Source organism: Hymenobacter seoulensis (genome assembly GCF_054780535.1).
Genome location: NZ_BAAGWD010000003.1, coordinates 320,051 through 332,588 on the forward strand (window position 1 = coordinate 320,051; position 12,538 = coordinate 332,588).

At 55.5% G+C, this 12,538-nt stretch carries 12 protein-coding genes and 1 tRNA gene; 10 read left to right on the plus strand and 3 right to left on the minus strand.

The annotated features are described in order from the left end of the window. Positions 1 to 36: 36 nt before the first annotated feature. Both ACYVHC_RS14960 and ACYVHC_RS14965 read right to left on the minus strand, forming a co-directional pair. Positions 37 to 219 carry a hypothetical protein gene (locus ACYVHC_RS14960; protein ID WP_460614574.1) on the minus strand — a complete coding sequence of 61 codons (183 nt, stop codon included), beginning with the start codon at positions 217 to 219 and terminating at the stop codon, positions 37 to 39. Positions 220 to 377: 158 nt separating this feature from the next. Continuing rightward, positions 378 to 451, minus strand: a tRNA-Ile gene (locus ACYVHC_RS14965). Between the two features lie 161 nt (positions 452 to 612). Between ACYVHC_RS14965 and ACYVHC_RS14970 the strand changes: the two genes are divergently transcribed. From ACYVHC_RS14970 to ACYVHC_RS14985, 4 genes are read left to right on the plus strand one after another with little or no spacing between them, the layout of a single operon-like run. Beyond that, the gene (locus ACYVHC_RS14970) at positions 613 to 1,272 is read left to right on the plus strand and encodes an HAD family hydrolase (RefSeq protein ID WP_460614575.1); all 660 of its coding nucleotides are present in this window, start codon (positions 613 to 615) and stop codon (positions 1,270 to 1,272) included. After that, positions 1,232 to 2,491, plus strand: coding sequence for a site-2 protease family protein (locus ACYVHC_RS14975; protein WP_460614577.1), 1,260 nt, complete (start codon positions 1,232 to 1,234; stop codon positions 2,489 to 2,491). Before ACYVHC_RS14970 ends, ACYVHC_RS14975 begins: the two co-directional genes overlap by 41 nt. Before the next feature lie 43 nt (positions 2,492 to 2,534). Continuing rightward, entirely contained in the window at positions 2,535 to 3,170 is a 636-nt protein-coding gene (locus tag ACYVHC_RS14980; protein WP_460614578.1) for a hypothetical protein, read from the plus strand. Between the two features lie 23 nt (positions 3,171 to 3,193). Then, positions 3,194 to 3,850: a hypothetical protein gene (locus ACYVHC_RS14985; protein ID WP_460614579.1), complete on the plus strand. Its 657-nt coding sequence runs from the start codon at positions 3,194 to 3,196 to the stop codon at positions 3,848 to 3,850. A gap of 72 nt (positions 3,851 to 3,922) precedes the next feature. Here ACYVHC_RS14985 and ACYVHC_RS14990 read toward each other — a convergent pair whose 3' ends face one another. Beyond that, positions 3,923 to 5,113, minus strand: a complete 1,191-nt coding sequence (locus ACYVHC_RS14990; protein WP_460614580.1) for a phosphoglycerate kinase — start codon at positions 5,111 to 5,113, stop codon at positions 3,923 to 3,925. Positions 5,114 to 5,386: 273 nt separating this feature from the next. Between ACYVHC_RS14990 and ACYVHC_RS14995 the strand changes: the two genes are divergently transcribed. From ACYVHC_RS14995 to ACYVHC_RS15020, 6 genes are all read left to right on the plus strand, one after another. Beyond that, positions 5,387 to 8,080 (plus strand): D-alanine--D-alanine ligase family protein, encoded by a 2,694-nt coding sequence (locus tag ACYVHC_RS14995; protein WP_460614582.1) that lies wholly within the window; start codon positions 5,387 to 5,389, stop codon positions 8,078 to 8,080. Positions 8,081 to 8,196: 116 nt separating this feature from the next. Next, entirely contained in the window at positions 8,197 to 8,982 is a 786-nt protein-coding gene (locus ACYVHC_RS15000; protein ID WP_460614583.1) for a PASTA domain-containing protein, read from the plus strand. Between the two features lie 121 nt (positions 8,983 to 9,103). Continuing rightward, the gene (locus ACYVHC_RS15005) at positions 9,104 to 10,975 is read left to right on the plus strand and encodes a T9SS type A sorting domain-containing protein (protein WP_460614584.1); all 1,872 of its coding nucleotides are present in this window, start codon (positions 9,104 to 9,106) and stop codon (positions 10,973 to 10,975) included. 121 nt (positions 10,976 to 11,096) lie between these two features. Further along, on the plus strand, positions 11,097 to 11,396 hold the full coding sequence (locus ACYVHC_RS15010; RefSeq protein ID WP_460614585.1) for a rhodanese-like domain-containing protein: 300 nt from the start codon (positions 11,097 to 11,099) through the stop codon (positions 11,394 to 11,396). 208 nt (positions 11,397 to 11,604) lie between these two features. Continuing rightward, positions 11,605 to 12,057 (plus strand): MarR family winged helix-turn-helix transcriptional regulator, encoded by a 453-nt coding sequence (locus ACYVHC_RS15015; RefSeq protein WP_460614586.1) that lies wholly within the window; start codon positions 11,605 to 11,607, stop codon positions 12,055 to 12,057. Positions 12,058 to 12,087: 30 nt separating this feature from the next. Further along, positions 12,088 to 12,525, plus strand: coding sequence for an organic hydroperoxide resistance protein (locus ACYVHC_RS15020; protein ID WP_460614587.1), 438 nt, complete (start codon positions 12,088 to 12,090; stop codon positions 12,523 to 12,525). The last annotated feature ends 13 nt before the right edge of the window (positions 12,526 to 12,538 follow it).

Below are 12,538 nucleotides of genomic sequence, written 5' to 3' on the forward strand. Positions count from 1 at the left end.
GTTTTACCTTGTTAGCTAAGGCGGCAGCTCGTCCTATTATTCTGGCTTGGTCTCTTCCTGCTCGTCTTCCTTATCCAGCGCTATTATTTCGTTTACTATAACATCTGGATTAAATAAACCGGTCAAAGCAGCTAAGTCCTCCAACGTGTGATCTTCCCGTTCGAGCTTAACTTCTGGCTGTTTCGGGGGCTCGTTATGGGGGTGTTGGGTCGTGTCCATGGTTCTAATTTACTACTCTTACTAGAGCAATTCTGTAGCTGAATTGATTATCAATAATATATACAATAGTATTTATTTATCCTCCTTAGCGTCGAATCTTAGCCCCTTGGCTGATAAAAAAGTAGCCCGTCATCTCAACTGAGATGACGGGCTATTTGTGGGCCCAACTGGAATCGAACCAGTGACCTGCTGATTATGAGTCAGCTGCTCTAACCGATTGAGCTATAGGCCCGATGCGAAATCAACGATTCACTCGTTGGTTTCAGCTGCGCAAACTTCGACTTTTGTTGGCGAATTTGCAAAGACAATGCGTGCAGATGGGCAAAAAGCGGCCGTTTATCGGTTTGGCATCTGCAAGCTTTAGGCTTGAAATACACCCTACTCCTTTTCCTTATGTCAACGAAGCCAAACCTCCTTTTTGATTTTGGGGGTGTAATTATCAATATTGATTACAGCCTGACTTTGGCGGCAATGCGCCAGTATGGGAGCAGCATTGAGTTTACACAGGCCGCCCAAGCGGAGCTATTCGACCTGATGGAAACCGGGCAACTTTCGCCTCAGCAGTTCCGGGAGGGGTTGCGCACGCATTATCAATTAACTGCCACCGATGAGCAACTTGATGCGGCCTGGAATGCGATGTTGCTGGATGTGCCGGCCGAAAGGTTGGCGCTAATTGCCGAGCTACGGGCGCAGGGACATCAGACTGCCTTGCTCTCCAATACCAACCAGATTCACATCGAGGAAATAAACCGCCGCCTAAAAACGCAGTATGGCTTGGAACACGGCATTGCAGATTGCCTAGACCGAGTGTTCTACTCACAGCAGGTAGGCTTGCGTAAGCCGGGTGAAGAAATTTTCCGGCACGCGCTGCAGCAGATGAACTGGAAGGCCGAGGAAACGTTGTTTATTGAAGACAGTCCTCAACACATTGCCACGGCTCAGCGGTTAGGACTACGCACCCTGTTCCTGACTCCGCCGCTCACGCTGCCTGACGCTTTGCCCGCTGCTATCCGTGCCTTCCCCCGAGAATACTCCGCCCCTACCCCTGCCTGATATCCAGGCGCCTTCTTCTACCTCGTATACTTCAGTTGAAGCGGCCCAAGATGCGGCCGCGGCTTTTCAGCGCTATGAGCGCCGTCCGTTGCAGCGCTTCTGGCAGTATGGGCTTCATTTGCTGCTATTTTTAGTTACGCTGCTCACTACCACGCTTGCTGGCTTGGTGCTTACGGCTGGGGCCATTACCGAGCAATATCCACCTTACGACCTGTTACTGCAGCCGTGGCCTCAGATGTTGGCGGCTCTGCAGCCTGGGCTATGGTTTTCGGTACCATTTCTGGGCATGCTGGTTGTGCATGAGTTTGGGCACTATTTCATGGCTCGTTACTATCAGATTCGAGCTACGCTGCCGTATTTCATTCCGTTCCCATTGGGAATTGGCACGTTTGGGGCAGTTATTCGAATCAAGGACCGAATTTTCTCCCGGCGGGAATTCTTTGATGTGGGGCTGGCGGGGCCGTTGGCTGGGTTTATAGTGGCGCTGGCTGTTATAGTGTATGGTTTATTGAATTTGCCTCCTCTTGAGTATCTGTATGGCATTCATCCGCAATACCGCATGTATGGGGCTAACTACGCCAACTTTGTGTATCCGCCCGGCCAAGAAGTTAGTACAGTGCTGGCCCAACCATTACTTTTTCAGGGCCTAGCCTCTTTGCTGGCTGACCCAGCCCGGATGCCACATCCGAATGAACTGATGCATTACCCGGTGCTGGTGGCGGGCGTGTTGGCCCTGTTTTTCACGGCGCTGAACCTGCTTCCAATTGGGCAGCTGGATGGCGGGCATATTGTGTATGGGTTACTAGGCCCGCGCCGGGCGGCAAGGGTGTCGGCGGTGCTGTTCATTGGGTTTATCTTCTATGCAGGCCTAGGACTTATTTCCCTGCGCTCTGACCAGGACACCTGGCTTTACGGAGCCGCGCCCTACGCCCTGTATTTGTGGCTGGTACTGCGGCGCGTGGTGCCTACTGCGCGGCGGGCCATTCTGCTCGGTATCAGTATCTGGCTGGGGCAACTGGCTTTGGCATCGGCGGCGCCCGGGCTGGAAGGCAACCCAAGTTGGTTGGCTTTTGGGCTGATGTTGGCCCGACTCACCGGCATATTTCACCCTCCGGCACCCGATGAGCGGCCGCTTTCCCGTAGCCGGAAAGTGCTGGGCTGGCTAATGCTGGTTATTTTTGTGCTGTGCTTTACGCCTACTCCCTTTATTTTTCGCTAAAGCTATCTGCCAAAGGGCCTACTCGCCCGGACTGGCTCTGCTAATGACCTTTCCTACTTTTACTCAGTCTCATCTGTTTCGTGGCACTACGGTGCTGCTAATGCGCCAGCACGGGCTTTATGTCAGCCAGGGCAACCGCAACGGTGCGCCGTGGCTTGAAACCGAAATTCCGTACGAAGAACTATTGCCCGTGGAGCTGGAATATGCCAGCCCGTCTTCGCTGAACATTGAGCCCCTCCTGATAGCGGGGTGGTTAATTGCACAGACGGCTTTTTACCTAACAAATCAGAAAGCAGCGCCTTTACTAGTCGGCGGTTTAGGGTTTCTGCTAGGTCTATGGACAATACTCCTAATACGCCGTCGCCTTGCCCACACCATCACGCTGGGTACCAACCGCATTCGGGTTACGCTGCGCGACCAGCCTAGTAAACGCCCGGCGCTGGAGGCTTTTGCCCACGAGCTGCGCCTGCGCGCGCACGGGTATTTGCGCGATGAATACGCCCAGATTAATCCGCTAGGACCCATTGAGCTGCAACTCCACCGGCTCAACTGGCTGCATCACCTTAATGTACTGTCGGCGGCCGAGCTTAAAACCCTCAGTACCCGCCTCACGGGCCGCCTCTCCCTTGATCCGCTCAAGCTCATGGGCCAGGATTTGGAGACACCGTACGTGAACTAAATAGTATTTTTGCTTTCCTTACTGTGGACTCATCCCTGTCTATGCTACCAGAGTTTAAGCAGCCCTATTCCCTCATTGGCTATTCGCATCTTACCCTTCAAGAAACAGGCTTACGGATTGAGGAAAAGCGGTTTTTCAAACGGTCCGATATCCTGATTTCCTACGAAGAATTGCTACCCGTTGGAATTGGCCGGTATCATACTTTCCCTTTCCGATTGACGCTTGCTGCCCTATTTATTGGGTTCGGCTGCTTAAAAGCAACTTATACTATCGTTGCGCAACCAACCCAGCGTGAGTCTGCCATGTGGCTGCTACTTATTTTAACCGGACTCTTGCTGGGCGTAAGCAGCTATGCTTTACAACTCTGGCGACATGATTTCCTTATCACTACAGCCAGTGGTAATATAGCCGTGTTTGACAGCACTAGAAATCAGGAAGCGATAGTCTCGTTTGTCAGTTCTATCCGTGCCCATACTACGCAGTATTTAATAAAGCAGTATGGCAAAATAGATCCGCTGCTGCCAGTCGAGCCACAGTTAGCTCGCTTGGAATGGCTACAGAGCATGGGAGCACTCAGTGACAATGAATTTCATAAGCTAAAAACGCGCCTCATCGGTCGGTTTTATGGTTCTGACAATATGTTAGGCACTGAATACGGCCTTGCTCCATCAGCCAACTAGCTCAGAAATAGAACAATAAAAAACCACCAACTTTTCAGTCGGTGGTTTTTTATTGTTCTATTCAGTGCTGCTCTACCGGCCGCCTAGGGCAGTTACACCAGGCAACTCCTTGCCTTCCATGTACTCGAGCAGGGCGCCACCGCCGGTGCTTATGTAGGATACCTGCTCTGAGAAGCCGAGCTGATTCACGGCCGCCGCGGAGTCGCCGCCACCGATGAGGCTGAAGGCGCCAGCTTTGGTGGCATCGGCAATGGCTTGGGCAACGGTTTCGGTGCCTTTAGCAAAGCTGCTCATCTCAAACACGCCCATCGGGCCATTCCACAGAATGGTTTTCGACTGGCGCACGATGTCGGTGAAGGCTTTGATAGATTCCGGACCTAGGTCGAGGCCGAGCCAGCCTTCCGGAATCTGGTCGTTCGGGGCTACTTTGGTTTCCGCGTCGTTAGCGAATTTATCGGCAATGATGCTGTCGGTGGGCAACACTAGGTTTACGCCTTTGGCTTTGGCCTTCTCGATGAGCTCTAGAGCCAGGTCCATTTTGTCCACCTCCAGAAGGGAGTTACCGATCTGGCCGCCTTGCGCTTTGGCGAAGGTATACGCCATACCGCCGCCGATGAGCAGGTTATCTACCTTATCCAGCAGCTTCTCGATGATGAGAATTTTGTCGGAGATTTTGGCGCCGCCCATGATGGCGGTGAAGGGGCGCTCGGCTTCTTCGAGCACTTTTTTGGCGTTGTCTAGCTCGCCTTGCAGCAGGTAGCCGCCTACCCGGTCTTCGGGCGCAAAGCTCTCAGCAATAACGGCCGTAGAAGCGTGCTTGCGGTGCGCGGCCCCGAAGGCGTCGTTCACATATACATTACCCAGTTTGGCCAGCTTGGCCGCAAACTCAGGGTTGCCTTTCTCTTCTTCGGCATAGAAACGCACATTTTCCACCAGCAGAATCTGACCGGCTTGCAGCGCCTGCGCCTTTTCTTCGGCCTTCAGAGCATCATCAGCAAACTGTACTTCCTGACCGTACTCCTGGCCTAGGCGGGCTACAATGTGCTTCAAGGAGTACTTGTCTTCTGGTCCGCCTTTGGGCCGACCCAGGTGCGAGAGCAGCACCACGGAGCCGCCATCAGCCAGGATTTTCTTGATAGTAGGGGTAGCAGCCCGAATGCGCGTGTCGTCGGTGATGGCGAAGCTCTTATCGAGCGGCACGTTGAAATCTACGCGCACCACGGCACGTTTGCCGGCGAAGTTGTACTGATCGAGAGTTTTCATGCAAAAGGAAATGGGTTTGGCTGGGGCGAAGGTAAGATTTTGAGCTAAGCAGCTGGCAGAAAACCCAGCATTGGGCAAAATCTAGCACTTTCGTGCAGAAACTGCCCTAGCAACCTGGGCGCTTCTGGGTTGGGATTAGGTTGCCGAAATGCGGAAACCGGCTGTTTTGCTCCCTATGACACGTTATTGGGAGGCACTTTGTTGGGGTGCGCAAGCTAGTAGCCCGTATGGGTTATTTCCGCACCTCCCGAAATACTACCTTTGCCCCTACGTATGAAAATAGGCATCTTCTTCGGCGGCCCGTCGCGTGAACGGGAAATCAGCTTTGCGGGCGGCCGCACCGTGTACGATAATCTGGATAAGTCCTTGTTTGAGGCTGTGCCCGTGTTTGTGGACAGCCGCGGCAACTTCATCCGGCTGGAGTGGGAATACATCTACAAAGGCACCATCCGCGACTTTTACCCGCCCGTGTCGGCGCTGCCGCGCACGGAGCTACCGGTGCAGATGTACTTTGAGAGCTTGGGCGAGTTGAGCTTGGACGAGCAGGACCGCATCATCTCGGAGGTAGGCCAGCGCGTGCAGCCTCAGGAACTAAGTAGCCTCATGGACTTCGCGTTCCTGGCTTTGCACGGCCCCGGAGGCGAAGACGGCGCCATTCAGGGTTTGCTGGAGTGGTACGGCATTCCGTACTCGGGCTCCGGCATTTTACCTTCGGCCTTCGGCATTGATAAAATTGCCCAAAAGAAGTTGCTCAAAGCCCTGGGCCGCCCTACCCCCGACTTCCGCCTTATCACGGCGGAAGAATGGGATGTGGCCGATACCCAAGCTACCCTCGACTATCTCGTGCGGGAGCTTGGTTTGCCGCTGGTGTTTAAGGCCCCGCGCCAGGGCAGCAGCATTGGCGTGAGCATTCTGCGCGAGGCTGATGTGGCGAAATTTGCCACGGCCGTAGAGCGCAGCTTGTTCCGCAAAACCGTAACCCAGCAAGAGTGGCAGGCGCTATCGGAGCAGAAGAAGATTGTGTGGCTGCAGCAGCTAGTGGATATCCGCGAGGGCATCGGCCTGCCGGTTGTGCTCAATAAGGAGCCCGAGCTGATTTACCAGCCGGAGCAGCTGCTACGCGTGCTGAATGAGCGCCTCCAAACGGCTAGCTCGGTGCGCCTGACCAGTGTAGAAGGCGAGACGCAGGTATTGGTGGAGAGCTTCGTGCATGGCCGCGAGTTTTCGTGCATTGTGGTAGAAGACCCCGATGGCAAAGCACTAGCCCTGCCGCCCACGGAAATCGTGAAGGGCGAGGAGATGTTCGATTACCGCTCGAAGTACCTGCCCGGCCTATCACGCAAAATCACGCCTATTGACCTGCCCGAAGCAGAAATTCAGCGAATCCGCGAGGCCTGCGAGGAAATGTTCCGCACCTTCGGTTTCCAGGTCTATGCCCGCCTCGATGGCTTCATTGGGGCCGATGGCAAGCTGTTCCTAAACGACCCGAACACAACGTCGGGTATGTTACCGGCGTCGTTCTTCTTCCACCAGGCGGCTGAAATTGGGCTGAACCCTTCGCAGTTCCTGACTTACCTGATCCGTACCTCGCTAGCTGCTCGGCGGCGGGCAGGGCTGCGTCCGGTGAAGTTGGCGGGGTTGCTGGCTCAGTTGGATGCGGCCGTAGCCGCTAGGGCCAGTGAGGAGCGCAACCGCACCAAAGTAGCCGTGATTATGGGCGGTTACTCCTCGGAGCGCCATATTTCGGTGGAAAGCGGCCGCAACATCTATGAGAAGCTGAGCTCCTCCGTGAAGTATGAGCCCGTGCCCGTGTTCCTGACCGGTAACAGCCAGGAATTCCGCCTGTATGTGCTACCCATTAACGTGATGCTCAAGGACAACGCCGACGACATCCGGGAGAAGGTAGAGCACATGGAAGCAGGCCACAGCCTACACCCCATTCTGGAGCACATTCGCCGTGAGGCCCAGGCTATTACCAGCACCTACGCTGGTCAGCTTACGGCCCAACCCCGGCGTGTGTCGTTTGAGGAGTTGGCCGGGATGGTAGATGAGGTGTTTATTGCCCTGCACGGCCGCCCCGGCGAGGATGGTGCTTTGCAGCGCGAGCTGGAGAAATTCGGCCTGCCCTACAACGGCTCGGGCGTAGAAAGCTCCTCTATCACCATCAACAAGTTCGAAACCAACCGCCGCCTGCGCGAAGCCGGCTTGCGCGTGGCTGAGCACCGCATGGCCAACCGCCTGGAGTGGGACGCCGACGCGGAAGGCTTCTACCGTAGCCTGGAAACGCAGTTCCCCTACCCCTTCATTGCCAAACCCGCCGACGACGGCTGCTCTTCAGCCGTAAAGAAAATCAAGAACCGCGAGGAGCTAGAGGCCTTCACGCGCCTAATTTTCCGCAGTCAGGAAGACCTGATGCCCGCCGAGGCCACTACCCTCAGCCTGGGCTTCAAGGAGGAGTTCCCGCAGAAAGAAGCTTTCCTGGTAGAAACGCTCATTGACCGCGACGGCGCTGCACACTTCCTGGAAGTAACCGGCGGCCTGCTTACGCACTGGGATGAAAACGGCGAGCTGAAAATTGAGGTGTTTGAGGCTTCCGAGGCCCTAGCAACCGGCGAAGTGCTGAGCCTGGAGGAGAAATTCCTGGCCGGTGAAGGCCAGAACATCACGCCCGCCCGCTATGCTGCCGACCTGACGGAGCGCCAGCGCGTATCGGAGGAAGTGAAGAGTGAGCTGCGGCGCGTGGCGGAAATCCTGAACATTCAGGGCTATGCTCGCATCGATGCCTTTGTGCGGGTACGGCAGAACGGAGCCGTAGAAGTCATTATCATTGAGGTGAACTCCCTGCCCGGCATGACGCCTGCTACCTGCATCTTCCATCAAACCGCCCTAGCCGGCTACACCCCCTACGACTTCATCGACCGAATTTTGGAGTTTGGGAAGCAGCGGACGGAGAAGGCAGTGGTATAAGCAGCAAAGAACCTTGTCTCCCGCTTCCAATGAAGTGAGGAACTAGCCTACTAATCCCTAGTTTTGTCGGCCGCTTCGGTGGCGCTTCACTAGCTTTTAACTCCTAGCTACTCCTGATGTCTTTTTTTAAATCCGATACTCCGGCCGACCTGCTCAAACACGTGCTGGTGATTTTGCTGGCGACGGGTATCCTGGTGTTCGGGTTCTTCTACGTGTACCTGCCCATCACCACTAACCACGGCGAAACCATTGTGGTACCCAAGGTAACGGGCATGAACCAGACCGATCTGGAAGACTACCTCGATGAGCGCAACCTAGCGCACTTCGTGGACGATAGCACGTACCGTCCCGATATTCGGCCCGGCACCGTGTTGAACCAGGAACCGAAAGCCGGGGAAAAAGTAAAAGAAGGTCGCAAAATCTATATCACGGTGGCCATGAAGAACCCGCCGGTGATTAAGATGCCCAAGCTGACCGACGGCTCGTTGAAAAACGCCCAGATGATTCTGAAAAGCTATGATTTGATTGTAGGTCAGATTAAGCTGGTGCCCAACATTCAGAAAGATGCCGTGTTGCGGCAGTTTGTGGGCGGCAAAGAAATTACGCCCGGCGCTCCTATTGCCAAGAACACGCGCGTTGACTTGGAGGTGGGCGACGGCCTAGGAAATCAGGAGTTCCCGGTGCCTAACCTCGTGAATATGCCTGCTGATGAGGCCTTTACCTTGCTGGCTGGCCAAGGCCTAATGGTAGGAGAGAAGTTCTATCAGCCCGCCCAAGACGGCGAAACGGAAGGCTCCATTGTAAAGCAACGCCCCGTGTCAGGCCCTAATACTACCATCCGGATGGGCCAAATGGTTGACGTTTGGATTGCCGGTGAAGAGCCTGTGAAAGCGGTGGAATAGCCGAGTTGTACTACAATCAGAAAAGGTTCGTTGGCAATTGCCAGCGAACCTTTTTTGTTTCCCTTCGTGAGGACATGGCAGGCTGTTCGCTCCCTCCACTCTATTGCCGTACTTTGCCCTGATGACAACTTCGTTACGCTTATTTTTTGGGTGCCTTTTTCTACTAGGTCTGGCTTCGCAGCAAAGCCTAGCCCAAGCGGTGGTGCGGCCGTTAGGGGCTGAACCTGCCCACCGAGCCAGCCCTACGGCCGGAGCGCGGCGCGGCGCAGCTTTAACGCTTCCCTTTTTTGATGATTTTGCCAGCCAGCCCGAAGGCCGACCCGATGCCCAGCGCTGGGAAACCAGCGGCGGGACCCTCGTAAACAGCCGTTTTCCGCGGCGGCCTCCTACCCGGGGAGTAGCCACACTCGATGGGCTTTCGGCATCAGGACGACCTAGGGGCCCGGTTTCGTTTATTGGGGATGCTGATTCTTTGGTTTCTCAGCCTTTGGATTTGAGTGCGCTTTCCACAACTGACAACGTATACCTAAGCTTTTTCTGGCAGGCGGGCACGCTAGTTGGGCCGCCCTCACCCAGCGGAACTCGCCCGATTGCGTTGTATGTCGATTTTCTGGACAGCGACCAGCAATGGCGGCAGGTGTGGCAGCTGCGGAGCCAGGGCGATACCACCAACTTCCGGTTTAAGGCCTTACCTGTCAATCAGGCAGGTTTTTTTCACAGCCAGTTTCGGTTCCGGTTTCGTGTGAGCGGCTACCTCTACAATGCCCGCGACGCCTGGAGCCTCGACTACATCCGGATGGACCGTAACCGCACGGCCACCGACTCTGCCTTTCGCGACATTGCCACCAGCCGCCCCTTGCCTAGCGCCCTTAAGCGCTACGCCGCCATGCCGGTGGCACAGTTCAACCAGAACCCAAGCCAAGAGCTAACCGACCGCACCAGCACTACCATCAACAACCTAGATGCCGGCCCCGCTCCTACCCCCATAACCTGGACCGGAACCCTGGAAGTATTGCCCAGCGGCCCACGGAGCCAATTTCTGGAGGGTGGACTCTCACTAGATGCCAACGCGCGCCAGCAGCCCGTTACAGGAAACCCCAGTACCGCTTCTGTGCCGGTTACGGCGGCCACCAAGGTACTGCGGCAGCGCATTACACTGGTCACCAACGAAACCAACCCGCTTACGCTCCCCAACGATACCATTACGCGCCTAACGGAGCTGAGCGACTATTATGCCTACGACGACGGCACCGCCGAAGCCAGCATCAGCCTGCCGCCCGTGTCAACGGGGCCAGCCAGCTACTATGCCCTCCGCTTTGACCTTAACCAGCCTGACCAGATACGTGCTATCCGGCTGGCTCCCGGGCTAATTACGGCGGCTGGCCGGCCTATCACGCTTAACATCTGGGACGATGATGGCACGGGCAAACCAACGGCGACACCCAAAGCCACTAAGTCGTTTGTGATTCCGGCCACGTTGCCTGCCGGCCAAAACTTTGTAGAAGTAGCCTTCGATGCCCCGGTTCCGGTGAGTGGTAAATTTTACGCCGGCTACGGGCAGGGTGCCATAGGGCAATACATTGAGTTTGGCCTGGACCTGAACAATGCGCCGCCTGCTGGTTCTTTCTTAATTAATGCCCAGGGCACTTGGTCGGCCATTACTACGGCCACGGCCACTAGCCCTGCCGGCGCCCTAATGATGCGCCCCGTAGTCAGCAGTGTAGTTACCTCATCGGCCGCTCCGGCCGAGGTAGCGGCGGGCTATCAACTGTTTCCTAATCCAACCCGTGATGGCCGCGTGCAGGTGCAGGGCCGCTATGCCCGCGCATCTGCTCTGGATGCCTTGGGCCGGGTAGTGTGGGAGCAACCCACGGGCCAGCGCGGCCAAGCCATTTTGGCGCTGCCTGTATTGCCGGCTGGCCTGTATTTTGTACGGCTCACGCTTCTGAATGGCCAAATTGTAACCAAGCGCCTAGCTGTAGCGGCTCACTAGGGTTCTGCCAACCACAAACCCTAGTTGACCGGTAGGTGTGGTAGTTTCTTCTTATTGTTGCACCCAGAAAAGCGCCACCACCCCTACCCCTTATTCCCACGAAACGTAACCAATGCCTTACATGAACGACATCACCGCTGCTGAATTGAAAGAGCGCCAGGCCGCTGGCACGGCTCCCGTTATTATTGATGTGCGCGAGCCTTGGGAAAATGAAGAAAGCCGCATTGAAGGCAGCCAGAATATTCCGCTCGGCACACTCCCAACCAAGCTCGACGAACTGGAAGACCTGAAAGAGCAGGAAGTGGTAGTGCATTGCAAAGGCGGCGGCCGCTCCAGCTCAGCCAAAGCTTTCTTGACGCAGCAAGGCTTCAAGCATGTTCGCAACCTAGTAGGCGGTATGCAGGCCTACCAGCAGGCTTAGTTTCATCAATAGCTTTGCACTAGCCCTGAAACTGCGCACCGCGTGGTTTCAGGGCTTTTTGTTGGCATCAGCGTACAATGATGGATGAAGCAACTGTCCAGTCTAAATTTTATTAGCTTGTCAGACAAGGTTTTATCTTGGCAGTGATTATTTTAATTGTGCACAACCAAACATTGCACAACCATATTCAGTTAACTACACCAGAAGCATGACTCAGACGCCCAACTCCCCCGACACAAATCCGCTGCTGCAACTGGAAAACCAGTTGTGCTTTCCGTTGTATGCCCTTTCGCGGATGATCACTAAGGCGTACCAGCCACTGCTGCAAGAACTTGACCTTACCTATCCGCAGTACCTGGTGTTTCTGCTGCTGTGGGAGCACCAGGAGCTGACGGTGAAAGAGTTGGGCGAAAAGCTACTGCTCGACTCTGGCACCTTAACGCCGCTGCTGAAGCGCCTGGAGCAAAAGCAATGGATTAGCCGCCGCCGCGACCCGCGCGATGAGCGCTCCGTGATTATTGGGTTGCTGCCGGCGGGGCAAGCTCTGCAACAGCGGGCCTGCCAGGTACCAGAGCAGCTTCTAACTAAGCTCGATATGTCGCCGCCTGAGTTTGAAAGCTTACGGCAGCAACTCAACACCTTACTTACCCGGCTGGCCTAGCCGGCTTCATTTACCATTTAACCACTTCTCATGAAAATCGAGAAAATCTTCACTGCTCAAGCCAAAGCCAAAGGCGGCCGTGACGGCCACGTGACCACCAACAACAACGTGCTCACGGTTGACCTCAGCACTCCCAAAGAAATGGGTGGCCCGGGCAAAGCGGGTGCTACCAACCCGGAGCAGCTTTTTGCCGCTGGCTACGCCGCCTGCTTTGAAGGTGCTTTGGGGGTAGCAGCCCGACAAGCGCAAGTGAAGCTGGAAAACGTTACGGTTGAAGCGTTCATCGGCTTTGGTAAAGCCGAGGACGGCGGCTACGGCATTTCGGCCGACCTGCACGTGAACCTACCGGGTTTTGAGCAGGCCCAAGCCGAGCAACTAGTGGAAGCCGCGCACGGCATCTGCCCTTACTCGCGCGCTACCAAAGGCAACATCGAGGTAAACCTGACTACCACCACTAACGCGGCCTAGCCCTTTGCGGGTC